26 protein-coding genes are annotated in these 26,006 nt (G+C 31.0%); 5 read left to right on the top strand and 21 right to left on the bottom strand.

The genetic code is table 11. The features are described from left to right. The first annotated feature begins 22 nt into the window (after positions 1 to 22). The 5 genes from AEBR_RS00200 (at position 23) to AEBR_RS00220 (ending at position 6,877) form a co-directional block, all read left to right on the top strand. Complete coding sequence (locus tag AEBR_RS00200; RefSeq protein ID WP_129085940.1) at positions 23 to 1,081, top strand: ATP-binding response regulator; 1,059 nt, start codon at positions 23 to 25, stop codon at positions 1,079 to 1,081. Further along, complete coding sequence (locus tag AEBR_RS00205) at positions 1,078 to 1,755, top strand: response regulator transcription factor (RefSeq protein WP_129085941.1); 678 nt, start codon at positions 1,078 to 1,080, stop codon at positions 1,753 to 1,755. Before AEBR_RS00200 ends, AEBR_RS00205 begins: the two co-directional genes overlap by 4 nt. Before the next feature lie 48 nt (positions 1,756 to 1,803). Beyond that, positions 1,804 to 2,859 carry a GIY-YIG nuclease family protein gene (locus tag AEBR_RS00210; RefSeq protein WP_164969430.1) on the top strand — a complete coding sequence of 352 codons (1,056 nt, stop codon included), beginning with the start codon at positions 1,804 to 1,806 and terminating at the stop codon, positions 2,857 to 2,859. 162 nt (positions 2,860 to 3,021) lie between these two features. Continuing rightward, entirely contained in the window at positions 3,022 to 4,836 is a 1,815-nt protein-coding gene (locus AEBR_RS00215; protein ID WP_228712113.1) for a methyl-accepting chemotaxis protein, read from the top strand. Positions 4,837 to 4,846: 10 nt separating this feature from the next. Beyond that, positions 4,847 to 6,877, top strand: coding sequence for a bifunctional diguanylate cyclase/phosphodiesterase (locus tag AEBR_RS00220; protein ID WP_129085944.1), 2,031 nt, complete (start codon positions 4,847 to 4,849; stop codon positions 6,875 to 6,877). A gap of 26 nt (positions 6,878 to 6,903) precedes the next feature. Here the strand turns inward: AEBR_RS00220 and AEBR_RS00225 are convergent, their stop codons facing one another. The 21 genes from AEBR_RS00225 to nifH form a co-directional block, all read right to left on the bottom strand. Further along, entirely contained in the window at positions 6,904 to 7,290 is a 387-nt protein-coding gene (locus AEBR_RS00225; RefSeq protein ID WP_128980378.1) for a 4Fe-4S dicluster domain-containing protein, read from the bottom strand. Positions 7,291 to 7,347: 57 nt separating this feature from the next. Then, positions 7,348 to 7,809, bottom strand: coding sequence for a GNAT family N-acetyltransferase (locus tag AEBR_RS00230; protein ID WP_164969431.1), 462 nt, complete (start codon positions 7,807 to 7,809; stop codon positions 7,348 to 7,350). Next, entirely contained in the window at positions 7,793 to 9,046 is a 1,254-nt protein-coding gene (gene clpX / locus AEBR_RS00235) for an ATP-dependent Clp protease ATP-binding subunit ClpX (RefSeq protein WP_129085946.1), read from the bottom strand. Before clpX ends, AEBR_RS00230 begins: the two co-directional genes overlap by 17 nt. Continuing rightward, positions 9,036 to 9,863, bottom strand: coding sequence for an SIR2 family protein (locus tag AEBR_RS00240; RefSeq protein WP_129085947.1), 828 nt, complete (start codon positions 9,861 to 9,863; stop codon positions 9,036 to 9,038). Before AEBR_RS00240 ends, clpX begins: the two co-directional genes overlap by 11 nt. Further along, positions 9,856 to 10,365 (bottom strand): hypothetical protein, encoded by a 510-nt coding sequence (locus AEBR_RS00245; RefSeq protein WP_129085948.1) that lies wholly within the window; start codon positions 10,363 to 10,365, stop codon positions 9,856 to 9,858. Before AEBR_RS00245 ends, AEBR_RS00240 begins: the two co-directional genes overlap by 8 nt. After that, complete coding sequence (locus AEBR_RS00250) at positions 10,355 to 11,905, bottom strand: sigma 54-interacting transcriptional regulator (protein WP_129085949.1); 1,551 nt, start codon at positions 11,903 to 11,905, stop codon at positions 10,355 to 10,357. The genes AEBR_RS00245 and AEBR_RS00250 overlap by 11 nt, the downstream gene beginning before the upstream one ends. Before the next feature lie 111 nt (positions 11,906 to 12,016). After that, the gene (nifT, locus tag AEBR_RS00255) at positions 12,017 to 12,226 is read right to left on the bottom strand and encodes a putative nitrogen fixation protein NifT (RefSeq protein WP_128980390.1); all 210 of its coding nucleotides are present in this window, start codon (positions 12,224 to 12,226) and stop codon (positions 12,017 to 12,019) included. Positions 12,227 to 12,246: 20 nt separating this feature from the next. Next, on the bottom strand, positions 12,247 to 13,893 hold the full coding sequence (locus tag AEBR_RS00260) for an L-aspartate oxidase (protein ID WP_129085950.1): 1,647 nt from the start codon (positions 13,891 to 13,893) through the stop codon (positions 12,247 to 12,249). 4 nt (positions 13,894 to 13,897) lie between these two features. Beyond that, on the bottom strand, positions 13,898 to 15,010 hold the full coding sequence (locus AEBR_RS00265) for an aldo/keto reductase (RefSeq protein WP_129085951.1): 1,113 nt from the start codon (positions 15,008 to 15,010) through the stop codon (positions 13,898 to 13,900). A gap of 256 nt (positions 15,011 to 15,266) precedes the next feature. Then, on the bottom strand, positions 15,267 to 16,115 hold the full coding sequence (modD, locus tag AEBR_RS00270; protein ID WP_129085952.1) for a ModD protein: 849 nt from the start codon (positions 16,113 to 16,115) through the stop codon (positions 15,267 to 15,269). Positions 16,116 to 16,173: 58 nt separating this feature from the next. Continuing rightward, positions 16,174 to 16,857, bottom strand: a complete 684-nt coding sequence (gene modB / locus AEBR_RS00275) for a molybdate ABC transporter permease subunit (RefSeq protein ID WP_228712115.1) — start codon at positions 16,855 to 16,857, stop codon at positions 16,174 to 16,176. Positions 16,858 to 16,860: 3 nt separating this feature from the next. Then, complete coding sequence (modA, locus tag AEBR_RS00280) at positions 16,861 to 17,568, bottom strand: molybdate ABC transporter substrate-binding protein (RefSeq protein ID WP_129085953.1); 708 nt, start codon at positions 17,566 to 17,568, stop codon at positions 16,861 to 16,863. Positions 17,569 to 17,578: 10 nt separating this feature from the next. Next, positions 17,579 to 18,433 (bottom strand): ABC transporter ATP-binding protein, encoded by an 855-nt coding sequence (locus AEBR_RS00285; protein ID WP_129085954.1) that lies wholly within the window; start codon positions 18,431 to 18,433, stop codon positions 17,579 to 17,581. Then, positions 18,433 to 19,128, bottom strand: coding sequence for a molybdate ABC transporter permease subunit (modB, locus tag AEBR_RS00290; protein WP_128980402.1), 696 nt, complete (start codon positions 19,126 to 19,128; stop codon positions 18,433 to 18,435). The genes AEBR_RS00285 and modB (AEBR_RS00290) overlap by 1 nt, the downstream gene beginning before the upstream one ends. Then, positions 19,121 to 19,522 carry a TOBE domain-containing protein gene (locus AEBR_RS00295; RefSeq protein ID WP_129085955.1) on the bottom strand — a complete coding sequence of 134 codons (402 nt, stop codon included), beginning with the start codon at positions 19,520 to 19,522 and terminating at the stop codon, positions 19,121 to 19,123. Before AEBR_RS00295 ends, modB (AEBR_RS00290) begins: the two co-directional genes overlap by 8 nt. Further along, entirely contained in the window at positions 19,519 to 20,265 is a 747-nt protein-coding gene (gene modA, locus AEBR_RS00300; protein WP_129086234.1) for a molybdate ABC transporter substrate-binding protein, read from the bottom strand. The genes AEBR_RS00295 and modA (AEBR_RS00300) overlap by 4 nt, the downstream gene beginning before the upstream one ends. A 22-nt stretch (positions 20,266 to 20,287) precedes the next feature. Then, entirely contained in the window at positions 20,288 to 21,070 is a 783-nt protein-coding gene (locus tag AEBR_RS00305) for a TOBE domain-containing protein (protein ID WP_129085956.1), read from the bottom strand. Positions 21,071 to 21,190: 120 nt separating this feature from the next. Next, complete coding sequence (nifK, locus tag AEBR_RS00310; RefSeq protein WP_129085957.1) at positions 21,191 to 22,735, bottom strand: nitrogenase molybdenum-iron protein subunit beta; 1,545 nt, start codon at positions 22,733 to 22,735, stop codon at positions 21,191 to 21,193. 10 nt (positions 22,736 to 22,745) lie between these two features. Next, a complete protein-coding gene (nifD, locus tag AEBR_RS00315; RefSeq protein WP_128980410.1) occupies positions 22,746 to 24,203 on the bottom strand; it encodes a nitrogenase molybdenum-iron protein alpha chain in 1,458 nt (485 codons plus the stop codon). Positions 24,204 to 24,238: 35 nt separating this feature from the next. Further along, positions 24,239 to 24,598 (bottom strand): hypothetical protein, encoded by a 360-nt coding sequence (locus AEBR_RS00320; RefSeq protein WP_129085958.1) that lies wholly within the window; start codon positions 24,596 to 24,598, stop codon positions 24,239 to 24,241. Positions 24,599 to 24,809: 211 nt separating this feature from the next. Then, positions 24,810 to 25,718, bottom strand: coding sequence for a nitrogenase iron protein (gene nifH / locus AEBR_RS00325; protein WP_129085959.1), 909 nt, complete (start codon positions 25,716 to 25,718; stop codon positions 24,810 to 24,812). Positions 25,719 to 26,006: the final 288 nt, after the last annotated feature.

A 26,006-nucleotide genomic window follows, 5' to 3' on the forward strand; every position in this document is an offset into this window, starting at 1 on the left:
TAGAGCTTAGATTAGAGATAAAATGGATAAAAAATATACTATATTGATAGTTGATGATAAACTTGAGAATTTACAATATCTTCATATAGTCTTAAAAGATGAGGATTATGATATTAGGGCAACTCCTGATGCAATGATGGCATTAGAAGCTGCAAAATTAAATACTCCAGATTTAATACTTTTAGATATAAAAATGCCAAATATTGATGGCTATGAGTTATGTAGAATGATAAAAAAGCAGGAGAGTCTAAAAGAGATACCAATAATATTTATCTCAGCTTTAGATAGTGTAGAAGATAAAGTAAAAGCATTTGAAGAGGGTGGTGTTGATTATATTACAAAACCCTTTGAACCAAAAGAGATACAAGCAAGGATTAAAACACAACTACAAATCCATAAAAGCAAAATAATGATAGCAAGGCTCTATGAACAACAAGATCTATTTGTAAAGAAAATAATGCATGAGATGAATACTCCTGTTTCAATTATCTCTTTAAATACAGATTTAATGGAGAGACAAAATGGACCTTCAAAGGAAGTTGAAGCTATAAAGGCTTCTGTTAAAACTCTCTCTTCTATTTATGGAGATTTATCCTATAAAATTAAAAAGGAGACTAAAGAGTATAAAATCTCTCAAATAAATCTTCTTGAATTTATTAGCTCAAGGGTTCAGTTTTTTGATGAACTTGCAAATACAAAAGATATTCATTTAAATTTGGAGTATAACAAAAACTGTGATGTTTTTATAAATAAGTATGAGCTTGAAAGAGTTATTGATAACACCATAAGCAATGCAATAAAATATAGTAAACAAAGTAGTGAAATAAATATCTTTTTTGGAGAAGAAGCTGGAGATACAATTATTGAAATAGAGGATTTTGGAGTAGGAATTGAAGACCTTGATATGATATTTCAAGCCTATTATCAACAATCAAACAAAAGATTAGGACTGGGATTAGGTTTAAATATAGTAAAAGAGATTTGTGATAAATATGGTATTGATATAGATGTTATGAGCAAAAAAGGTGTTGGAACAAAATTTGTTTTTGATATAAAATCTATTGTAAAGAGTAGTTTATGAAAATATTTTTGCTTGAGGACGATTTTTCACTAAATAGACTTATTTGCAATGCATTAGAACAAAGAGGTTTTTTTGTTACAAGTGTTGATGATGGTTATGATGCAATGACAAATATTTTAAACAATAAGTATGATCTTTATATTTTAGATATAAATGTTCCAGGTTTCTCAGGTCATGAGGTTTTAGAACAAATTAGAAAAAGCCACGAGAAGTTGCCAGTTATAATAGTAAGTGCGCAACTTGATATTGATAATATCTCAAAGGCGTATGATTTAGGGTGTAATGATTATTTAAAAAAGCCCTTTGAATTAGAAGAGTTGATTTTACATGTCAAATATCATATAAAGAGCATTTTGAAAAGTGATGTTGATAAGGATGTTATAGAATTAGGTTCAGGGTTTAGTTTTAATCTTAAAGAGCAAAGCCTATATAAACATAATCATGAGATTATATTAACCCAAAAAGAGAAACTGCTTTTAACTCTGCTTATAAACAATTTGGATAAAACTGTTAGTTCTGAAATGATACATGAATATGTTTGGGACAGCAAAGAGATGGAAGCTGTTAGTATGAGAAGTATGGTTCATAAACTCCAAAAAAAATTAAAAAGTGGAATGATAGTAAATATTAGAGGTATTGGTTATAGACTCATCAGTGCAAAAGTTGAGTTATAAAAAAATCTTATAGAGCAATATAAAGCCTTTTTATGTTAGGATTTTATCTTGCAAAACGCCAATTATTTACTAAATATTTTCAATTATAAACTCTATAAATATACAAATAGAACATATATCAACTTTGTTGAGGATATCCTCGACTTTGATTTTGACAAATCAAAAATAAAAATTGTATATTTAAATGAATATAGTCACAGCAAATTTTTTAATGAACTTTTTTTGGTTGAAGATAATGGAGATATAAAATTTCTTCATAAACATAATCTTATAAAGTTTATATACTCAAAAAAGTGTGAAATAAACTCCTTACTAAATATAAATATAAAAAACCAAAAAACCTATGAATTAATAAGAGTTATAGAGATACTTCAAAAGAGTTTTTTAATAAGTAATGATTTAAAAGATTTAAAGAAGATAAGTCATGAAGATATATTAAAACTTCATAAAATACTTTTTAACAGCTTTTTATCAAAACCTATAATCAGCCTTATAATAAATAATACAAACTATCGAGATAGAAACAATAATATTTTGAAACTTTCTTATCTTGTCCCTAAAAATCATTTTGTAAACTATATTAAAATAAAAAATATTTTAAGTATTCATCCTTTTGCAACTGATAAGTTATTGCAAGAGGAGTTAAAAAGAGTACATGGGGTTGAGATATCCACCGTGCAGATTTTTAAAATCAGGAAAAAATACTTTATTCCAAATAGATTTGAAAGATTTATAAACAACAACTACAAAAGGTTTGAACTCTATTTCTCTACACCAAAACTTCTATCAAATGACAATATCAATTCTTATAGTAATCTCTCTGCGGCATATGAGTTAATTGCTGTTACAAAAGTTAGTTATAACTACAGTGAAACAAATACAATTTATATAGGTTCAACAAAGAATTTATATAAAAGATTAAACGAGTATAAAAATGGTAAAGGGCACTCTTCAAAAATGAGAGAATTCCTAAAAAATAATCAAATTTATTTTAGATTTATAGAGACTGAGAACTATAAGCATTTAGAAACAGTATTATTACATGAATTTATATTTTTTTATGGAGATATGCCCCTTTTAAATTTTAATAATGCAAAAAAATAATCCTATAAAGTATGTAACATTTTGCAAAATAAAGAAAATAATTTTATTAACCTTAATGAAAAGATAAGATAAGATAAGATACTCCATTATTAATAATAAAGTGGGGTATAAATAATGTTGAAAAATGTCAGTACAAGAGTTAAGCTTATGCTTTTTCCGGTTATGTTTATAATAGTAATTATTACTTCAAGTATTACGTTTAAGCATTATTTTGGTGTCTCAAATACGCGCAATGACGCTGCTGTTAAAACAGAAATCTTTCTACAACAATTTTTAAAGACAAGAATTGCAGTTTATCAGTTTATGAAAAATCCCAATGAAGAATCATCAAAAAATGTTACAAATTTGTTAACAACATTTAGTAGTGAGATGGAGGCTTTTAAGTCAAAACTCTCTAAAAAAGCCAATCGTGACATATGTGATGATATACTAAAACATGTTGGAACATATAAGATTTACTTTGATTTACTTAGTAAAGCAGAGCTAAATAATAATGCAAATACTTCTGAATATAAACAAGATCTTGCCAATATGATAAGTGCTAGTGATAGGCTTGAAGAATCATTAGAAAAAATTAACAAAAGTGCAACAGAATTAAAAGAAGAATCTATTGTAACTATGGAGGGTGTCTTAATGGCATTAGCCATGTTTTTTACTGTAATTTTTATTGGTTTTTCTATCTTTATTGTAAAACTTATTATCTCTTCACTTGATGATTTTAAAGTTGGTTTGGAAAACTTTTTTAACTACTTAAATAGAAAAGCAGAAAAAACTACTCTTTTAGATGACAAAAGAAAAGATGAATTTGGGAAAATGGCTAAAATGGTCAATGAAAATATAGTTAGAACAAAAGAGTCTGTTGAAGAGGATAGAGATGTTATTCAAAAAGTAATTGAGGTTTTAGGTGAGTTGGAAAAAGGTGATTTATATCAAAGAGTAAAAGCAAAATCATCAAATCCTGCTTTAGAAAAGCTTATCTCATTGCTTAATGATATGAGTTCAAATCTTGAATCAAATATTGATAGAATCTTAAAAATACTTGCTCAGTACTCTGAATATAAATATGTAAACACGGTTGAAACTAAAAATCTTAAAGAGCATCTTCTAAGATTGGCTGAGGGTGTAAATATGTTAGGTGAATCAATAACAGGAATGTTAATTGAGAGTGACAAAAATGGAGCTATTTTAGATAATAGTTCAAATGTATTATTAAAAAATGTTGATATTTTAAATCAAAACTCAAATGAAGCAGCAGCTGCTCTTGAAGAGACAGCGGCAGCTTTAGAACAAATCACTGGAAATATTGTAAATAACACAGAGAATGTAGTGAAAATGTCAAACTATGCAAAAGAGTTAAGTAGATCTGCAAATGAAGGACAAAAACTTGCAACAAAAACAACATCTGCAATGGATGATATAAATAGTAAAGTTAACTCTATTAATGAAGCAATTACAGTTATTGATCAAATTGCTTTCCAAACAAATATTCTTTCACTAAATGCTGCTGTTGAAGCAGCAACAGCAGGAGAAGCTGGAAAAGGTTTTGCAGTTGTAGCTCAAGAGGTAAGAAATCTTGCTTCAAGAAGTGCAGAAGCAGCAAAAGAGATAAAAGAGTTGGTTGAAGATGCTACAGTAAAAGCAAACTATGGGAAAGAGATAGCTGATGAGATGATAGTTGGATATGAGGGATTAAATAAAAATATTAAAAATACCCTTGATATTATCTCTGATGTTGAAATGGCAAGTAAAGAGCAATCAACAGGGATTGAACAGATAAATGATGCGATAACTTCTCTTGACCAACAAACACAACAAAATGCTGCAATTGCAACACAAACCCATGAAGTAGCAATGCAAACTGATGAGATAGCAAAAACAATTGTAGAAAGTGTTAATGAAAAAGAGTTTAACAAAAATTTGAAAATTGAGCCAAAAATCAAAAAAGATGAAGTTGAGAAATTAGCTGATATCGCATAAAGGGTCTAAAATGGAAAATGAACTCTCACCTAGAAAAGTTACAAAATATCCAGTAGATACTTTTGCAAATCAAGTAGATGCCTTAGTATATACAGTTGACATGGAGACTCAAGAGATTCTCTTTTGTAACGAAAAGTGTATGGAGGAGTTTGGTAATATTATTGGCAAAAAATGTCATGACCTATTGGAAAAAGTCTCGGTGAGTAGCTATTTAGACTCTTTTGATGATATACATTGGGGAGAAGATGTAAGTGAGTATATGCACTCCCTAAGTAATAGAATATATCTATTTAGTGAGAAAATAGTTGAAGATTATAAGAAACTAAAAAAAGTAAAAGTTAGAGTTGGTGTTGATGTAACAACAAAAAAAAGTAATGGGAATAAAAGTAAAGATAAAAATCTTAAAAACAGTGATGTAATTGAGGCAATTTTAGATGCAACCATAGAGGGTATTTTTGTCTATGATGAGAAAAGAAAGTGCATAAAAGTTAATGATGTTGCCTCAAAAATATTTTGTTATACAAAAGATGAAATATTGGGAAAAGATGTATCAAATTTTGTAGATCAAACATCTGTTCCAACAGTTAGAGAGATTCTTGCAACAGGATATGAAGAACCCTATGAAGCCACAATGATAAGGAGAAATGGAGAGAAATTTCCTTGTGTTTTAAGGGGTAAATATATCTATTTGAATAATGAAAAAGTAAGAGTTGTTGCAATTTTGGATATAAGTAATGTAAAAGAGAAAGAGGGTGAAATTGTAAAACTTGCTTTTTATGACTCCTTAACAAAACTGCCCAATAAAGTACTACTTAAAGATAGGGTAGATCAACTACTAACAAAGTTTAATAGAACAAATCACTATGGTGGACTTATTATAATTGATTTAGACCATTTTAAAAATATCAATGATACAAAAGGGCACTTTATTGGAGATAGAGTATTAGTAGAATTTGCGAAGAGATTACAAGCTTTAATAAGAAGATATGACACCATCTCAAGATTTGGAGGGGATGAGTTTATAGTATTAATTAATACTGAGTTTAGTGATAGAATTAAAGCCACTAATAGCATAAAAGAGATTGCAAAAAAGATATTAAAGAATATAAAAAAGAGTTTTAAAATAGATGAAGATGAGTATATTTTAACAGCAAGTATTGGTATCTCTATTTTTGATAAAAATTTTACCTATGATGAAATTCTAAAGTGTGCAGATAGTGCTATGAATTTTGCAAAAAAAAGAGGTAGAGACAACTACAACTTTTTTGATTCAAAACTCCAATTAGAACTTGAGAGAAAGGCAATAATAACTACTAGATTAAGGGATGCCATAAGATATAATCAAATATCAATTGTATATCAAAAACAGGTACATTTAGATAAAAAAGTAGTTGGAGTGGAAGCCTTAGCTAGATGGGAAGATCAAGAGTTAGGATTAGTAAGTCCAAATGAGTTTATTCCTATAGCAGAAGAGAGTGGGTTAATCATAGAGTTTGGTTACCATCTTATTGAAGAGGCGGTAAAGCTTTTAAAAACGTGGCAAGAAAATCATGAAAAGTCAAACTGGAGAGTCTCTGTAAATGTAAGTTTGAGTCAATTTGTAAAAGATGATTTTATAAAATATATTGAAAATATGGTTAATATATATGGGATTGACCCAAAACTTTTAAGGCTAGAAATTACTGAAAGTTTTCTTTTAAGTAATGGTGATAATGCTATCAAGAAAATTGATTATCTAAAAAAATTGGGACTTAGTATCTCAATTGATGATTTTGGTACAGGTTACTCCTCTTTGGGATATTTAAAAAAATTATCAATAGATGAATTAAAGATTGACAAGATATTTATTGATGATATTTTAGAAGATAAAAATGATGAAATACTTGTTTGTGCTATTTTAGAGATAGGAAATAAATTTGATATAGATGTTATTGCAGAAGGTGTTGAAAACAGCCAAACCCATGAGAAGTTGAAATCTCTTGGTTGTAAGTATTTTCAAGGGGATTACTTCTTTGTTCCACAAACAAGAAGTGAGCTATAAAAAGGCTTCTTTTAAGAAGCCTCTTTTTAGAAGTTTTGTACGTTTGCCCCTGATTCTCTGTCAGCCATAGAGATATCAGAAATAAATTTTTGCTCTTTAACGCTTGGTAGCATAAGACCTTTTGATTTATGTTCTCTAATTTTATAGATACCTTCATCATTTTTCTCTGAGAAATAGTCATTAAACTCTGAAGTATAAGGCATATCCCATACAATAGCACCCTCAGTTGGACATGCTTCAGCACATCTTGGAGCATCTGCATGATCAACACACTCTACACATGTTTCAGGTTTTACATAAAAGAAATCATCGTTTGGATTTTTTTCATTTCCCTCTTCTAAGATTGCCGCAACTGGACACTCCGAGATACATGCCTCACAACTTATGCATTCGTCAGTTATTCTTACTGCCATTTTTCATCCTTCACTTTAAATTATAAACTTAAAGATGCAAAAACCATTCCTTAATGGTTATTTTAGATGGTTATACCAAGCAGATAGATTACTTTTTTTAAATGATTTTTTAAGATAAAACTCTTTTGCAGAAGTATTGTCATTATCACATACAAGTTGAAGTCTTTTTATATGGTGCCTATGTGCATACTCTTTTAAATATTCAAAAAGGTAAGTTCCCACACCCATATCTCTATAATCATCATTTACTATGAAGTCTTCAATTAGTCCTGTTTTAGCTCCAACTGCTGTTGAAATAATTGTTTGCAAAGTAACCATTGCAACAATCTCTCCCTCAAATTTAGCCAAAACTATTACAGAGTCTCTTTGTTTGAGAAGAAGTTTTAACCCCTCTTTATGTTTCTCTTCGTCAAAAGTAAAATCTTTTTCAATTGCAAAGAGTTTTTTCAAAAGGGGTAAAAGTGAATTTATATCTTCCTCTGTAGCATTACAAATTTGTAGATTATTTTTTAATATCACCGTAATTAATCTCTTTTTTATCAGTCAATTTTTTATCACTTGGCTTTTTATATACCAAGTCTACGTCCTTCTGCTTAGTTATATAATCTTTTGTGATTATACATGAACCTAAGTTTTTTTCTGAAGGAATTGTATATTGTAATGGTAACATAATTTTCTCTATAATTCCCCTAAGCCCTCTAGCTCCTACATCTTTCTCAACAGCTATTTCTGCTATCTCTTCTAGGGCATCGTCACTGAAATTAAGTTCAACACCATCTAACTCAAAAAGTATCTCATACTGTTTTGTAATGGCATTCTTTGGCTCTTTAAGAACTCTTATTAAATCTTCCCGTGAAAGTTTATCAAGTTCTGCAATTACAGGTATTCTTCCCATAAATTCAGGAATTAAACCAAAATTAATAAGCTCTTTTGGCTCTATCTCTTTTTTTTCATCCTCTTTATTTTTACCATTTACAAATCCCATTACAGAAGATTTATTTTTGTCCTTATCTTTTCGTAAACCTACAAAAGCACCACCACAGATAAAAAGAACATGGGTTGTATCAAATAAAACAGTTTCAGCAGTTGAGTTTTTTCTACTCCCTTTTACAGGAACATAAACATCAGCTCCTTCTAAAATCTTTAGAAGACCTTGTTGTACACCCTCTCCACTTACATCTCTACCACTTGTGGCACTCTCACTTTTATTTGCAATTTTATCTATCTCATCAATGTAGATAATTCCTCTTTTTGCTTTTTCCAAATCAAAATCAGCAGCTGCAAGAAGTCTTGAAAGAATTGATTCCACATCTTCTCCCACATATCCAGCTTCTGTTAAAGCAGTAGCATCAGCAACGGCAAAGGGAACATCCATAATTTTTGCCAAAGATTTTGCAAGTAGAGTTTTCCCTGAACCTGTTGGTCCAACTAACATAATATTTGATTTTTCTAGTTCAACATTTTTTACAATTGGTTTATCAATTCTTTTATAGTGATTATATAAAGCAACAGCTAGTACTTTTTTTGCATCATCTTGCCCAATTACATAGTCATCTAAATGCTCTTTTATTTTCACAGGTACACTAAGCCCTTTTTGAAACTCTCTTTTTGAAACTTGAACAGCCTCTTTATCTAAAACTGTAGAGCACATTGTGATACACTCATCACAAATATGTGCAGTTTCGCTACTAAATATTTTCTTAACTTCATTTATCTGCTTACCGCAGAAATCACATCTAGTTGTTTTATTTTCCATGGCTATCTATAAATTCGTCAATACTCACTTTAATATTCTCTAAAGAGTGAGTTTTGATAAATTTTTCCTCTTTTTTTGTTAATTCCTCTTTGTTTAAAAGTGTAACTCCACCTTTAAGACCAATTGTAATCTCGTTTGCAACCATTCTAAAAGTATCTCTAGCAAAGTCTACACCCATAAAAAGATACTCTTTATCTTTTCTATACTCTTTTAATACAGGAGGTATAGCGTACCCACCCATAGCTTCAGTAAGCCAATCAACAAAATCTGCATCTGAGATAATAAAATTCATTTCAGGTTTTGTTGAACCCATTGGTTTAAAAAGAATAGGCAAATCTAGACTTAGACTCTCTTTTTCTACTCTTGTATATTCAGCTTTTGAAGAGTCATATTTATAAATCATAAATCTATCATAATCTGCTGTTATTCTTGAAACACCCAGAATTAAAAAGTGATCACAATCGCTATAGATTTTTTGAAGTGAGTCATCTAACGTTGTATCAATTATATATTTTGGTTTAATCTCACTTAACCATTTGTATGTTTTTGGTATCTCATACTCTTTTGAACTAAAAATGTGATTTGTCATTTGAATAATGAACTCTCGACCTTTCCTTTGTTCCAAACTCATTGCAGCTCTACTATACTCATACATAAGTCTTTGACTCATTGCTCTTCCATTGTTTAGTGCTAAAATCATAGAGTCACTATCATATGGTAAGCTACTTCCATCTTTTGCAATGGTTCCTTCAAATATACCCATTCCTAAAAATGGTATAAGTTCTCCGCTTTTTAATTTTTCAACTATCTTATCCATGACAACCAACTCCCGTGTAGGATTGATATACCTTATTTAGTTCAACTCGAATTCTCTCTACGTCAAGTAGAGTCTCTAAGTCATTTGGCATATCAATATGATAGATAGCTCCATCTTTCCCGATGATAAACAGAGCCTTTGTTAACTTATCTACAAAGGTACCACTTACAATTTTCGTTCCATACATATCTCCAAACTCATTATTTATGTCAAAAACAGGAATAATTTTCTTAAATTTGGGTAATTCTAGGGGTGAATTAAAAAATATGTAGGTGAAGATTTCAACCTTTGCTTCACTCATAAATTCATCAAAAGCTAGAATCTCCTCTTTAAAATCTTCAAAATTGGGAAATGATAAAAAAATCTGAATCATTCTGTTAGCATTTGCCTTTTTAATAGTAAACTCTTTTCCATTAATAGCTTCAACATCAACATTTTCAGCCATATATCCAATATCAATTAGCTCATCAGTTAATTCAAACTCTTCATTTTTATATTTCATGTGCAATCCCATATTTTTTTATTTTGTAGCCAATTTGTCTAAGGGTGATTCCCAACTCTTTTGCTGCATGAGATTGATTAAAGTTATTATTCTCTAAAGCTGTCTCTATAGCCTCTTTTTCAATCTCATCTAAACTTTTGTTTTCCATTGGAATTGTTTTATACTCTTTTTTTAGATTATCATCATTAAGTGCAGGAAGAAGAAGTAACATATCAAATTTGTTTATCCCCTCTTCATTTCCCATTAAAACAATTCTCTCAATTGTATTTTCAAGCTCTCTAACATTTCCTGGCCAAGGATAATGAGCTAAAATATCCATAGCTTCATCAGTTATTTTTACTATTTTTTTATGGTTTTTCATAGATCTTTCAAGGAAGAAGTTAACAAGTTGTTTAATATCATCTCCCCTTTGTCTAAGTGGTGGCAAATCAATAGGAATAACATTTAATCTATAATATAAATCCTCTCTAAATTTACCATCTTTTACCATTTGTTCAAGGTTTCTATTTGTTGCTGCAACTAATCTTACATTTACTTTTATTGTTTTACTTCCACCAACTCTCTCAAACTCTCTCTCTTGTAAAACTCTTAAAAGTTTTACTTGAGCAGATGCTGAAATATCTCCTATCTCATCTAAAAATAGAGTTCCCCCGTCAGCTAGTTCAAATCTTCCTTTTCTAGTCTCTCTAGCATCTGTAAAGGCACCTTTTTCATGTCCAAACAGTTCACTTTCAAGAAGAGTATCTGTAATAGCTGCACAGTTTAATTTTATAAAAGGCTCATCTTTTCTTTTACTTCTTTTGTGAATTGCAGCAGCTACAAGCTCTTTACCTGTTCCTGTTTCACCTCTTACTAGTACTGTTACATCAGATTGAGCAATTCTTTGTATTACTTGGAAAACTTGTTGCATTTTTGGGCTGTCTCCAATAATATCTCCAAAGTTGTGAACTTTTGAGTCCCACTCCATTTTATAATAGAGTTTTAACTCCATTAATCTCTCTTTTTCCCTATTGTTTAGTTGAAAAGAGTAGATAGATTGGGCAAAAATAGAGGCAATAATTGTTAATATTCTAATACAATCTTCAAAGCCAATTTCGGTACTTTTTGTTAATGCAGCACCTAAAACTCCAATGGTTTCATCTTCTACAATTAAAGGGACTGCTACATATGATAAGTTATTAAAATCTTTTTTTCCTGATTTATTCAAAAATAGTGAATCACTATGAATATTTTCTACAACAACAGGCTCTTTTGATTGTGCAGCAACTCCTGTTACTCCTTCACCCATCTTATAAGAAGCTAGTTTTTTTTGAATTGAAGAGAGTTCAGCTGAAGCAAATACATTTAACATTTCATCCTCTTCAAGCAGGTGAACTGTACAGTTTGTTAAATGTAAAGAGTTTTTTAAAATCTTCATTGATTTTTCTAATGAAGTGTGCAAATCATAATTATTTGCCATTATTGATGCAATATCGTAAAGAGTTGTTAACTCTTTAGTTGTAAGACAGAACTCACAAGCTGACTTATCCATTAATGCCATAGTTGAACTCCTTTTGTAGATGGAAAAATAAGATTGTATATTTTGTATATTATAGTATAAAAATTAGGGCACTTTATGAATTATCTTGTCTATAAAATACCCAGTGAATGATTAATCAGAAATCTTTTTACAAACTTCTTCTTTTGGTAAATTTTTAGGTCCTGGTTGAATCCACCATGTCTCACCATTTGAAAGTTCTACCTCTCCACCCCAGTTGTTTTCTGTATCAAATTCTAGGCTCTCTATTGTCTCTTCCATATCTTTCTTTGCAACATAAAAATATATTACACCATCATCTTCTCTAAGCATTACTTTTGCCATCATCTTCTCCTTTTTTTGATTTAATGTTTGTTTATAATGAAGTCTCTAACTCTATTTAAAAAGCCTTTCTCTTCAAACTCCAATTTGAAAAAGCCTTTTTGTATCTCTTTTACCAAAATATGTTTTTGGTATTTCTCTTTTTGTTCTACATAGTCGCTTCTATGGTGAGCTCCTCTACTCTCTTTTCTTTTTTTAGCTGAAAGAATTACAGCTTCTGATACTTCAAGAGCGTTTCTTAACTCCAAAATTGAGACTAACTCAACATTATTTCTTCTCTCTTTATTTATACAATGTAGAGAATATGATTGATTTCTTAAATATTTAACATAGTCAAATGCCCTAACAAGACTGCTTTTACTTCTAATAATACCCACATCATTAAACATTGAATTTCCTAGTGAAACTCTAATTGCATTAAAGTTTTTAGAAGTGTCTCCAGCAAATATTTTATCAACAATTTTAATATCTTTGATTACATCATTGTAATCTATTGGTAGGAACTCTTTTCCTTTTGCATATTGTAAAGCTTTTTGTCCTGCAAGTTCTCCAAAAACAGTACCTTCAAGTAAAGAGTTTCCTCCAAGTCTATTTGCTCCATGGATACCATTAGCAGCCATCTCTCCACAAACAAAAAGACCAGCAATTTTTGTTTCACACATATTGCAATTAACTCCACCCATTGTGTAGTGTGCAACAGGTTTTATCTCCAATAACTCTTTGCTAATATCAACACCAACTTGGTTAAAAGCAACACTGTATAAAGAGGGAAGTTTTTTCTCTATCTTCTCTACTCCTAAATGTCTTAGATCTATATATACTTTATGACCTTTTTCCTTCTCTTCTAAAATAGCTTTTGCAATTTTATCTCTAGTGTCAAGCTCATTTACAAAACGTTCCCCATCACTGTTTATAAGATAACCACCTTCACCTCTAGCTGCTTCTGTAACAAGATAGTTTGTTTTTGCAATACCTGTTGGGTGAAACTGTACAAACTCCATATCTTTTAATGCAAGTCCAGCTCTTAGAGCAACAGCAAGCAGGTCACCTGTATAATCTTGTGCATTTGTAGAATTTCCTCTGTAAATCCCTGCATAACCACCGCCAGCAAGAACAACTGCTTTAGCTGGATATACTAAAACTGTTGAGTCAATTCTTCTAAGAGCCACAACTCCACAAACAGATTTTTTATCTTTTGTTATATTTAGAACATAGGTATTTACTAAAAAAGTTATACCACACTCTTTTGCTTTTTTTATAAGAGCTTGAGTAATTGCTCCACCTGTTTTATCCCCTACATAACAGGTTCTATTGATCCCCGCTCCACCAAAAGGTCTTTGGGCAATATTTCCCTTTTCATCTCTATCAAAAGGTACCCCATATCTAACAAGTTTTGAGATAATTTGAGAAGCCCTTTTACACATATAAGTAATATTTTTTCTATTACCTAATCCTTTAGAAGATTTAAAAGTATCTTCAATATGAGACTCTATTGCCTCTTTGTCTTCAGGTTTTAAAACTGCATTTATTCCACCACTTGCCATGGCAGAGTTTGATTTAAAGATATTTCCTTTGGTTATAAGTGCAACTTTATTTGTATCTGTTTTTGCTTCAATAGCAGCCATTAATCCAGCTACTCCACCCCCTACTACAACTATATCATATATCATATTTTCATACTTTATATATCAAGTCGTAGTTTGCTCTAGGGCTAGCTTTGATTTTTGTAATCTCTAAATTCTCTTTTATATGAACAGGCACTTTTGAAGCAAAAAGTGAACTAATAATTCCAGGGGTTGATCTTACAAATTGAAGAGCTAGTTGAATATCATTTTTCAAAATCATATTTGGATCAAGCAAGTAACCAGTTTCAGGTTTGATTGATTTTTTAAATAGATTCATTTGAAGAAGTGATGAACTAGAAATAACACCAATTCCCAATCTATGTGCTGCTTGTAAAAGAGTACATTTTTCATGTTTTACATATTGGGTTGGAAGGGTATATATAGAGGTTTTCCCCATATTAAATGGGCTTTGAATATACTTAAATCTATGATCTTTCCCTCCAACTTTTTTTGCAATCTCTACTAAATCTTCTAAATTTATTAGTTCATTTATAGTTCCATCATTTATAAAACCATTCCAAGTGGCAACACCATAATAGTTTATTAAACCTTGGTCTGCCATTTTTTCAAATTTTTTAAAAATTGATTCAACTCTTTTTAGAAATTTACTTTTTCCAAGTTTAAGTAGTTGCATCTCTGGATTGTGTAAATAGTAGATATCAAAAGAATCAATACCCATATTTTCCAAAGATTTTTTACATGACCACTCAATAAAATCTGCCGTCATGCAGTGTTGGTCAAGTTCTATATCATCTTTTGTTGCAAATTTTTTTTCAATAATATTCTCTTCAATCCACTCATATGGATTTTCAGGAAAAGGATACTCAAGTTGAATAAATCCACCTTTTGAACAGATAATTAACTCTTCTCTTTTAATTGCATTTTCATCAAACAGCTCCTTTAGAGCTATTCCTATCTCTTTTTCGCTTTGACCATATCTATAATTACTTGCACTATCTATAAAGTTTATACCATTTTTGATAGCTGCTTTTACCCCTTCAATATAGTGAAATAGATAATTCTCTTCTTTATAAGGTTCTTTATTAAAGGTTCCAAGTCCAAGTTTCGAAAATATAAGATTATTGTGTTTTATGTAGAAGTCTTTGTAAGTTGAAAATTTTTTTGCATAATCTAATGTTGCTTCTAATGTTGCTACGTGCATAAAACCATTTCCTTTTTCTTTTTTTGCAAAAAGAAAAGAGTAAGGGGCATTGAATTCCTTACTCTTTAAAATCTAATTTACAAAAGGTATAAAATGATATGCAAGAACTGTTCCTTAAAATCAACCCTTTTTATGCCTATAGTTTGAATAAAGTATGGCACCACTTATATAAACAATTAAAACAAGTGGGAACAAAATTTTTTCTATATCCATTATTACTCCAATCTTTTTGAAGTAATTGCAAGTTATATTCCCTTTACTCTATGATTTGGATTCTACTACTTAGATTTGCTAAACCACAAACATAAACTGAACTAGTAACCACCCCATCTATCCCACATTTTGCATACTCTTGTACATTTGAGAGATTTATTCCCCCTGCTGCAAGAACTTTAATATTTGGGAAGTTTACATTTTTGTAAGATACTATTTTTTCTAAAGTTTCTAAATCGACTTTATCAAGTTGTATTGTATCAGCACCATATTTCATAAGTTCAATGGCATCTTCATAACTTTCACTCTCAACACCAATTTTTTTCTCACTGATTTTACTTTTAATATCTTTTATAGCTTCATAAAACTCTTTATTATCTTTATAGATTAATCTATGTCCATCAAAAAATAGTATTGATTCTGAAAGCCCAAGTCTATGTGGATTTGCTCCTCCACAAATAACTGCTTTAATACAAAATCTCTTTGAAAAAGGAAAGGTCTTTCTTGTTGTAAGCAATTCACATGAACTGTTAACTTCATCAATCTTTTTTTTCATTTTATAAGCATGGGTCGAGATTTTGCAACTATATTCCAAAAACATCTGTGTAGATCTCCAAGCTTTGTGAATATCTTCATACTCTCCACTATATTTTAAAAGAGTATCACCTTTTTTTATAAAGTTACAACTTTTTACAAAAGACTCAACTTCACAGTTAAGAAGTTTTGCTATATTTGCAGCCTCTTCTGTACAAGAGACCACAATATCCTCTCTTGTATAGACTTCAAGTTGTGCTTTTTTATCCTTACATTTTTGTAAGCTTGTAGTTAAATCAAAATATGGAATATCCTCTTGGATATAATTTTCCAATTCTGAATTTGTTAAATTAAACATAATTCCTCATTTATTTTTATTTTTCAATATATCACTTGGCACTTTAAAAAGGCATAAGTTACTTTGACAATTTTGTCTTTTTGTCAAAAAAGTTTAGGGCAATAAAAAACAAAATTGAGATAAAAACCAATATACCACTTAGTATAAGGGCTAAATCATAATCTCCATCAAATACTGCATTATAAATTGCCAGTGAGATAGTATCAGTTTTTCCTATGATATTTCCCCCTAACATCAAAGTTATTCCCACCTCTCCCAAAGCTCTTGCAGTTGAGATAAGTAGTGCAACAATAAGAGCATTTTTAATTGTAGGTAAAATAACAAAAATAAAGGTATGAAAGTTTGATTTGCCACTTAAATATGAGGCCTCTTTTATCTCCTTTGGAAATTGTTCAATCCCTGCTTGTAAAGGTTTTACCATAAGAGGAAGACCTGCAATAAAAGCAGCAATTATAATACCTGTAAAACTAAAGATTATCTCAATATTCAGTTTTAAAAGAAGCTCTCCTATAAAACCATGTTTACCTAAAAGTAGAAGTAGAAAAAATCCTACTGCAATTGGAGGGAAAATAAGTGGAAGGGTAACAAGGGTGTCCAAAAGCCATCTAAAAGGAAGAGTTTTTTTAGATAACAAATAGGCAATTGGTACACCTATTAGTAAAAAAAGTATTGCAGTTACAAGAATTGCTTTAAAACTAAGCCATAAAGGTGTTGTAAGCTGTTCAATTACAATACCTTCCACCTCTTATAATCCATAAGTATTAAAAATCTCTTTTGATTTCTCATTTTGTAAAAACTGAATAAACTCTTCGCATTGTTCATTACAATTTTTAAGTTTAGCTACACCAATCTCTATTTTAGAGTATGAGTTTGAGTTAACTATTATGTATCCACCAATTTTATCTTTGTTCTCTAAAGCTGCTGTAAGATTTATAATACTTGCATCAACCTCTTTTGTAATAAGATAGGTTAAAGATTGGGGTACAGTTGCAACCACATAGAGTCTATCTTTAACTTTGTCATATAGGCTTTCATTTTTTAAGAACTCTTCACCAGCAATTCCATAAATAGCCTTTTTAGGTTGTGGTATTGCAATCCTTTTTATCTCTTTATCTAACAAATCTTTTGAAGAGTTTAAGGGTTTAATACCTTTAGCATAAGCAATTGCAACTTTGCCCTCTCCAAGAGTAATAAATGAATCTACTTCTAAGCCACTTTTATTAAGGATAAAATTTTTATCTCCGATAACTAATGCAATATCGGTTTGTTTTGCTTGAGAACTAACTTGTTTCATATTCCCAAAAAAACCATCAATTTTTTTACCATTTTTTTCATACTCATTGATTATTTTAGTAACCACTTTTTTATATCCTGCACCAGCAGCAACTTTTAAATCATCTGCATATACAAAAAGTGTACTAAGTAAAATTATAATAAGAATCTTTTTAAACATTTTTTTACCTTTAATTTTGTTTTATCATAGGAGCAAAAGCCTTAGTGCTTACACTAACACTTTGTCCTATTTTTAAATCTTTTGCTTCATCATTATCTATAACTACTTCAACAATTTGTTGTCCAATAGCTACAATTGCAATATAAATTACATCCACTTTTTTTATATCAAGGAGTTCCCCTTCTAAAGAGAATTTTGCACTTCCTGTTGTTTTAAGTAGTACATCTTTTGCTTTACCATCTTTTACAACTCTACCTTGACTTAGCATTATCACTCTATTACTTAATCTATATATTTCACTTGGATCATGGCTTACCATAATTGTTGTGGTTTCAAACTCTTTATGCAGTTGTAAAATCTCATTTTGAAGTTTTGTTCTCATATTTGGATCAAGAGCTGAAAGTGGTTCATCCATCAAAAGTAGTTTTGGTCTATTCATTAAAGCTCTACAAAGACTAACTCTTTGTTTTTGTCCCCCACTTAAACTACTTGGATATCTTTTTGCCAACTCTTTTAACTCAGTCATCTCAAGAAGTTTATTTGCAAGTTCTTTATCTTTTTTTGCATATAAAAGATTCTCTATTACGCTCATATTAGGAAAAAGTGCATAATCTTGAAAAACAAAACCAATTTTCCTTTTTTGAGGAGGGATACAAAACTTTTCATCAAGCCAAACTTCATTATCAATTTTAAGAGTTCCTTTTGCTTCTTCAAGACCAGAAAGTATTCTAAGAAGTGTTGTTTTACCACTCCCACTAACTCCTGCTAGAGCTATAAAATCTCCACTTTTAATCTCTAAATCTACATCTAAAGTCATCTTTCCTGTTGAACCATGTAGCTCTTTTTTAATATCTATTTTTATCATTAAATACCACCAAATTTTTTATTTTGTTTATGGTTAAAAATATAGACACTTAAAAGTACAAAAAAGCTAATTATTACCATGATTCCACTATAGATGTGAGCTGCTGTATAATCCATGATTTCAACAAATTCATAAATTGCAACAGAAGCAACTTTTGTCTCATCTGGAATACTTCCTCCTACCATTAAAACAACACCAAACTCTCCAACTGTATGTGCAAAAGTTACAATTATGGCAGTCATTAAAGAGGGTTTTATATTTGGTAAGGCAACTTTTAACAGGGTTTGCATTTTACCTTTCCCACTAATATAACTAGCCTCTAACATATTTTTACTAACACTTTCAAAGCCGCTTTGCAAAGGTTGCACCATAAAAGGAAGAGAATAAAAACAACTAGCAATTACAAGACCTGTAAAGTTAAATACAAGTTTGTAACCTAAAATATCCTCAAAAAATTTCCCCAAAGGAGAGTTATGTGATAAAGCCCAAAGAATATAAAAACCTAAAACAGAAGGGGGCAATACAATTGGAAGTGCTGTTAAAGCTTCCATATATGGTTTAAATTTTGATTTTGTTTGTGATAAGTACCAGCTAAGAGGCATCGCAATTACAAACAAAATCAAAGTTGTTATTCCTGCAAGTTTAAAAGATAGCAGAAAAGGACCAAACTCTATATTTCTTAAAATATCAATCATCAATCACTTCCAATATTGAGAGATCACTTGCTTTTATCAGTAGAGTAAGTTTATCTCCAATTTTTATATTCATTCTTTTTGCTGAGTCAGTAGTAATTATACTTTGCAGTTCAATCTCAGAAGCTTTTGCATAAATAACACTTAAAAGTTCACCTTCATCCATTTTAAAAACTTTTGATTCTATTTGATTTGAGTAACTTAAGTCACCACTTAAATTTTTTGCAACTGCAATATGAGTTGGTTTAACTGTTAAAAATACACTTTGACCAACTTTTGTATTCTCTTTTAAATCTAAACTCATCATTTTAAGTTTCATACCCTCTGATTCAAACTCCACAATATTGAGGTTTTCAATATTGTGAATTTTTGAAATAGTCGCAACTATTTTATTCATGGAACTAAGTATCCATATTCAAGAAGTATTTTTTTAGCTTTTTCACTTAACATAAAGTCATAAAATGCTTTTGCCTCTGGATTATTTTCTGCTTTTTTAAGTAATACTATTCCTTGGTTAATTGGAGTATATAGTTTTGGATCTACATCTTCCCAATTTACACCTTTTTTATACTCTTTCATTTTGTCGCTATAAAGTGTTGATTTTGCAATAAATCCAACATCAGTAGCAGTTAATGCATAAGTAACTGTTTGAGAAATAGATTCTGCAAATACTAAGTTAGCTTTAACTTTATCATAAACTTTTCCATTTGTCATAGCTTCAACAGCAGCTTTTCCATAAGGAGCAGTTTTAGGGTTTGCAATTGCAATTTTTTTAATATCTGATCCTGTTACTAAGTCTATCCCTTTAGAGTAGTCAAGTTGTTTGCTACTTAAATATGCTAAAGAACCTTGTGCATAAACTACAGGTTTAGTTACGGCTAAACCATCAGCATATAGTGCGTCTGGGAATTTCATATTTGCTGACATAAAGATATCAAATGGAGCACCATTCTTAATCTGAGCAGTTAATTTTCCACTACTTGTTAATGTTTCATGGATTTCAATATCTGGATAGATTTTATTAAACTCAGCTTTAAGCTCACCAATAGCATAACTTACATTTGCTGCAATAGCAACATTTAATTTATCTGCAAACGCACCACTAATTAATAGTGAAACTACTAATAAAATCTTTTTAATCATATATTCTCCTTTATTTTGGCTATTTACCAATGATTATGTCACTTGCTTTTATAACGGCGCTAACTTTAGTACCCTCTTCTAAGCCTAAGGCTTTAACAGAACTTGAAGTGATAACAGATGCAATTTTATCGCTTCCGCCAATGGTTATAATTACTTCTGTGTTCACTTCCCCTTCATGAATACTCTCAATAGTTCCTTGAAATTTATTTCTAGCACTAATGTTTAGAGTGAAATCGGTTGTTAGTAATACTGTGCTTGATTTAAATATAGCAGTGGCTTCATCTCCAACATGAAGACCTAAGTTAGTCACTGCACCTTTTGTAATTGTAGATACAAGTGTGTAACCACTTTTTAGCCTAATATATACTTCTGCATTAACGCGTCCTTCATTTATATATTCGACTACTCCGCTAATTTGATTTCTTGCACTTATTTGCATTGCCAATCTCCCAATGTTTTTTAAGGTTCCAGTGTCAATATCAGCCATATTTTTTAGGTTATCAAGAAATTTTTTGTGTTCCTCTTTTAATACAAGATAAGTTTTTAGAAGATTCTCTCCATATTTAGTTAAGTTTGTTCCTCCACCACCTTTTCCTCCTGTTTCAGTATGAACTACAGGGTTTGATGAGAGGTTGTTCATTGTATTAACAGCTTCCCAAGCTTTTTTATAACTCATAGGAACCTCTTTAGCAGCTTGACTAATTGAACCACATTTTTTTATGGCAAAAAGAAGGTCAATTCTCTTCTCCAATAAGAAGGGTTGATTTAATAACTCTAAAGTTAAACTTGATGATATTTCCACTTTATATCCTTTTATATATAACGGTTTTTAAAAAAAAACTAAGGAAATTTTAGCATTATGTTCCTTAGTATATAACGTTATTTTAAAAAAAAACTAGAGGATTTCCTCTAGTTTTAAAGATTATCTTACTGCATCGAAGAAGTAATCTGTTTTTGCAATACCTTTAGTCTCTTCATCAAGTTGATCTAAGATTGCATTTGTAATCCATGTTAATAGATTTAATGCACCTTCGTATCCACTTATAGAGTATCTATGTAGGTGGTGTCTATCGAAAATTGGGAAACCAATTCTAATCAATGGAATACCAGTATCTCTATAAAGCTCTTTACCATAAACATTTCCTATCATGAAATCTACTGGCTCAGTAAATAGTAATGATCTTAATGCCCAAAGGTCTTTATTTGGCCAAAGATTACACTCATTTGCACTATTAGATTTAGCTAAGATAGCTTTCATCTCATCTTCCCAACCTTTTCTTGGTGCATTATTACATACAACGTGAGTTGGGATAGAACCCATTTCAACTAAGAAAGAAACCATACCTAATAAGAAGTCAGGATCTCCCCAGATTGCAATTTTTTTACCATGCATATATGGATATGAATCTTGCATTGCATCTACTAATCTAGCTCTTTGAACTTTTAATTCCTCAGGAACCTCTTTACCAGTTAGTTCAGAAAGTTTCATAACGAATTCATCTGTTCCGCTTAAACCAATTGGATTACAAGTTACATAATCTTGTTTCCATTTGTTTTTAATAGTTTTAGCTGTTGATACAGTTGAATATTTTTGTAATGAGATAGTTGCTTTCGCATTAATTGCAGTTTTTGTATCTGCAATAGTTGTACCACCTGCATATAATTTATATTCACCAGCACCAGTATCCCATTGATCTTCGTGGTCACCAATCATAATGATTTTGTCACCGAAAAGTTTAGAGATTTTTTTAATCTCTCTTAGAGAACCGATATATGGTTCAAACCCAGGGATAATATTAATTCTCTCTTCATCTTTAGCTTCAGCTTTTGGAGGATTTAATTGCTCTAAAATTGATTTCATCATATTGTCGTAACCAGTAATATGTGATCCAACAAATGATGGAGTATGAGCGTAAGGAATTTCGATATTATCTAATTCCCCTTCAGCCTCTTCTCTTGCACCAATAACGAATGCATTTAAGTCATCCCCAATAACCTCTGCCATACATGTAGTAGATACAGCGATCATTTTTGGTTTATATAAAGCATTACAGTTTCTTAAACCATCTTTCATATTTGCTAATCCACCGAAAACAGCCGCAGATTCAGACATTGAGTCAGATACACAAGGAGTTGGCTCTTTAAAGTGTCTAGTAAAATATGATCTGAAGTATGCAACACACCCATGAGAACCATGAACGTAAGGCATTGTATCTTCGAAACCTAATCCAACCATAACTGCACCTAATGGTTGACAAGCTTTAGCTGGGTTAATTGTAATTGCTTCTCGGCTTAAGTTTTTCTCTCTATAATCCCAAGATTTAGTCCACTCAGCAATCTCTTCTACTTTTTTAGGATCAACAGCACCTGTTGTTCCTTCAAATTGTTTTTTATTTTCAAAAACCGCTTGATATTCTGGTTTTAAAAATAGTTTTTGTCCGTTTACTATATTTTCTACGTCTTGCATTCTATTCTCCTTACGCTTCTTTATCCCATGGAGCTTTAGAATGTCCCCATACTGGTGAGTTCATAGCTAAATCCATGTCTCTAGCAAAAATTGCGAAAGCATCATAACCATGGTATGGACCACTGTAATCCCAAGAGTGCATTTGTCTAAATGGTAATCCCATTTTTTGGAATACATATTTCTCTTTAACCCCAGCAGCAACTAAGTCTGGTCTTAACTTTTTAACGAAAGCTTCTAATTCATACTCATTAACATCATCATAAATTAGAGTTGATCTTTCGATATCATGTTTAGTTCTTTTATAATCATCACCGTGAGCGAACTCATAACCAGTACCGATTACTTCCATTCCTAAATCTTCGTATGCTCCAATTACGTGTCTTGGTCTTAATCCACCAACATAAAGCATAACTTTTTTACCCTCTAATTTTGGTCTATATTTAGCAATAACAGCATCAGTCATTGCAGTATATTTAGCAATAACAGCTTCTGCTTTTTCTTGAATTGATTCATCAAAAAATGAAGCAATTTTTCTAATAGACTCAGTTGTTTTAGATGGTCCAAAGAAGTTATATTCCATCCAAGGTATACCAAACTCTTGTTCCATATGTCTAGAAATATAGTTCATAGATCTATAACAGTGAAGTAAGTTTAATTTAGCTTTTGGTCCATTTGCCATCTCTTTATAAGATGCATCCCCTGACCATTGAGAAATTACTCTTAATCCCATCTCTTCTAAGATAAGTCTTGTTGCCCAAGCATCTCCACCGATGTTATAATCCCCAATAATTGATACATCATAAGGCGTTGATTCGTAATCTTTTCTGAATGCAGTATCTGGCATAACGTAGTCTCTGATCATGTCGTTTGCAATGTGGTGACCAAGAGATTGAGAAACCCCTCTAAATCCTTCACATGAAACTGCAACTGTTTGATGACCAGTCTCTTTTTTATGCACTTTTGCAACAGCTTGGATATCATCACCAATAAGTCCAATTGGACACTCAGATTGGATAGAGATACCGTTGTTTAGTGGGAATAACGAATCAATCTCTTCAAGAGCTTTTTTAAGTTTTTTGTCCCCTCCAAATACGATGTCTTTTTCATTGAAGTCTGTAGAGAAGTTCATTGTAACAAAAGTATCTACACCAGTTGTTCCAATATAATAGTTTCTTCTACCACCTCTTGAATATTGTCCACATCCAATTGGTCCGTGAGAGATATGAATCATATCTTTAATTGGTCCCCAAACAACCCCTTTAGATCCCGCATATGCACAACCTCTTTGCGACATTACACCTGGAACTGTTTGTTTGTTTGATCTTGTTTTATCACAAGCACCTTTAACACCTTCTGGTGCATCTACACCCAAGTGCTTCGCTCTGTTCTTCGCAGCTTTTGCAGGATAAGCAGCTAGTACTTCCTCAATAGCTTCGTTTTGTAGACTCTCTAATGTTTCTGGTCCCATTTTTTCTCCTTCTTACTTAGGCAAGCAAAAGAAGCTTACGCTACTTTTACTCTATATAGATTCATGTCATCTAATTTTTTACATAAATCTTTAGTTGCTTCACCATCTACAGATTTAGAAATTTCTGAGATTTGGTATTTATTTGTATAATAAACCATTTTGAAACCATTTTTTTCTTGTACTTCTGTGTTGTTAAAGTAATCAACAAGTGCTTTATGAGCAAAAGAACCTTCAGCTACTTCAATAGTTTCTAATAATTGACCTTCTCTTGTTTCAGAAGTTAATGTAACAGTTTTTCCTGCTGCATCTAATCCATCTTCAATTTTCTCAATAACTTTATCAAAACTTACATCGTTACCCATATCTGCTGGGAAGTGGTATCCACATATAAACATTTTCTTCTCCTAAAATTTTGTCCCAAAATTTGAGGGACCTTTTATTTTGACTTCTTTTGACAGTGGAAGTAAATTCCACTTAAAGGTCCCCTAAAAAAACATGAGTTTTTTCATGCACCTTTTAAGAAGCAAACCCTAAAGAGGTGAACGAGTTCACCTTAACTCTTTGCCTAAATTTGCTTGTATCTATTTATTCAATAGGACGAAGCTATTACGCTTCTTTTTGTCCAACTGCACCCTCTTCTACTTCTTCTTCAAGTCCAAATTCCATTAATAGGTTTTCTAGGTCATCCATTTCTAATGGAGCTGGAATAACTTTCATATCATTTTCAATGATTTTTCTAGCTAATTCTTTATATTCCATAGCTTGGTCAGAGTTTGGTGAGAATTCAACAACTGTCATTCTTCTTAACTCAGCTCTTTGAACGTGGTTAGATCTTGGAACAAAGTGAATCATTTGAGTACCAATTTGTTGTGCTAAGTGTTTAGCTAGGTCATACTCTCTATCTGTCATTCTCGCGTTACATACTAAACCAGCAAGTCTAACTCCACCAGTATTTGCATATTTTAAAATACCTTTAGAAATGTTGTTAGCTGCATACATAGCCATCATTTCCCCAGACATTACGATATAAATCTCTTGTGCTTTACCTTCTCTAATTGGCATAGCAAATCCACCACAAACAACGTCTCCAAGAACGTCATAAGATACGAAATCTAATTCGTCATCATAAGCACCCTCTTCTTCTAAAAAGTTAATTGCAGTAATAACCCCTCTACCTGCACATCCAACACCTGGCTCTGGTCCACCAGACTCAGTACACATAATATAACCCTCAGTAATTTCAGTATTATCTGGGTGAAATTCATCTGCACCTGGTTTACATACATCTTCTAACTCTAAATCTTCAACTGTTCCAGCTTCAGAAGCTAATTGCATAATTGTTGATTGAGCTTTTTCGTGTAAGATTAATCTTGTTGAATCCGCTTTTGGGTCACATCCAACGATAAGAATTTTTTTACCATAGTAGTGACACATTGCTGCTAATGTGTTTTGAGATGTAGTAGATTTACCAATCCCACCTTTTCCGTAAAACGCTATTTGTCTTAAATCTGACATATTGTCTCCTTTAGTTATTATGTTTACGAAAATGTATATTGCACTTAGTGTTCCACAGAGAAGTTTTTTTCAAAAAAAAATTTAGAAATTTTATTTAAGCTCGATTTTATGGACTTTTTTTATTTAAAAATTTTCAAAGCACCATAAATAGGAGATTTTTTCTCTTATTTACACTTATGCAAATATGATGTAAATTTTGTAAAAAATGATAAAATTTAACACTTTTTGATATTTTTTTTTGAATAAATCAAACTTCTAAAAAGGTAATTTGTGTAAAATCTAAAGTAA

This window comes from Halarcobacter ebronensis (assembly GCF_013201825.1).
Taxonomy (GTDB): domain Bacteria; phylum Campylobacterota; class Campylobacteria; order Campylobacterales; family Arcobacteraceae; genus Halarcobacter; species Halarcobacter ebronensis.

What these genes read in the sequence shown, in the direction of transcription:
- AEBR_RS00240 (WP_129085947.1), bottom strand. Translation starts at nt 9,863, where the DNA reads ATGGATAAGATAGTTGAAAAATTAAAAAGCGGAGAACTTATACCATTT.
- AEBR_RS00220 (WP_129085944.1), top strand. Translation starts at nt 4,847, where the DNA reads ATGGAAAATGAACTCTCACCTAGAAAAGTTACAAAATATCCAGTAGAT.
- clpX (WP_129085946.1), bottom strand. Translation starts at nt 9,046, where the DNA reads ATGGAAAATAAAACAACTAGATGTGATTTCTGCGGTAAGCAGATAAAT.
- modA (WP_129085953.1), bottom strand. Translation starts at nt 17,568, where the DNA reads ATGTTTAAAAAGATTCTTATTATAATTTTACTTAGTACACTTTTTGTA.
- AEBR_RS00260 (WP_129085950.1), bottom strand. Translation starts at nt 13,893, where the DNA reads ATGATATATGATATAGTTGTAGTAGGGGGTGGAGTAGCTGGATTAATG.
- AEBR_RS00250 (WP_129085949.1), bottom strand. Translation starts at nt 11,905, where the DNA reads ATGGCATTAATGGATAAGTCAGCTTGTGAGTTCTGTCTTACAACTAAA.
- AEBR_RS00320 (WP_129085958.1), bottom strand. Translation starts at nt 24,598, where the DNA reads ATGTTTATATGTGGATACCACTTCCCAGCAGATATGGGTAACGATGTA.
- AEBR_RS00295 (WP_129085955.1), bottom strand. Translation starts at nt 19,522, where the DNA reads ATGAATAAAATAGTTGCGACTATTTCAAAAATTCACAATATTGAAAAC.
- AEBR_RS00215 (WP_228712113.1), top strand. Translation starts at nt 3,022, where the DNA reads ATGTTTATAATAGTAATTATTACTTCAAGTATTACGTTTAAGCATTAT.
- AEBR_RS00245 (WP_129085948.1), bottom strand. Translation starts at nt 10,365, where the DNA reads ATGAAATATAAAAATGAAGAGTTTGAATTAACTGATGAGCTAATTGAT.
- AEBR_RS00200 (WP_129085940.1), top strand. Translation starts at nt 23, where the DNA reads ATGGATAAAAAATATACTATATTGATAGTTGATGATAAACTTGAGAAT.
- nifH (WP_129085959.1), bottom strand. Translation starts at nt 25,718, where the DNA reads ATGTCAGATTTAAGACAAATAGCGTTTTACGGAAAAGGTGGGATTGGT.
- AEBR_RS00285 (WP_129085954.1), bottom strand. Translation starts at nt 18,433, where the DNA reads ATGATAAAAATAGATATTAAAAAAGAGCTACATGGTTCAACAGGAAAG.
- AEBR_RS00225 (WP_128980378.1), bottom strand. Translation starts at nt 7,290, where the DNA reads ATGGCAGTAAGAATAACTGACGAATGCATAAGTTGTGAGGCATGTATC.
- nifK (WP_129085957.1), bottom strand. Translation starts at nt 22,735, where the DNA reads ATGCAAGACGTAGAAAATATAGTAAACGGACAAAAACTATTTTTAAAA.
- modD (WP_129085952.1), bottom strand. Translation starts at nt 16,115, where the DNA reads ATGTTTAATTTAACAAATTCAGAATTGGAAAATTATATCCAAGAGGAT.
- nifD (WP_128980410.1), bottom strand. Translation starts at nt 24,203, where the DNA reads ATGGGACCAGAAACATTAGAGAGTCTACAAAACGAAGCTATTGAGGAA.
- AEBR_RS00265 (WP_129085951.1), bottom strand. Translation starts at nt 15,010, where the DNA reads ATGCACGTAGCAACATTAGAAGCAACATTAGATTATGCAAAAAAATTT.
- nifT (WP_128980390.1), bottom strand. Translation starts at nt 12,226, where the DNA reads ATGGCAAAAGTAATGCTTAGAGAAGATGATGGTGTAATATATTTTTAT.
- modB (WP_128980402.1), bottom strand. Translation starts at nt 19,128, where the DNA reads ATGATTGATATTTTAAGAAATATAGAGTTTGGTCCTTTTCTGCTATCT.
- AEBR_RS00205 (WP_129085941.1), top strand. Translation starts at nt 1,078, where the DNA reads ATGAAAATATTTTTGCTTGAGGACGATTTTTCACTAAATAGACTTATT.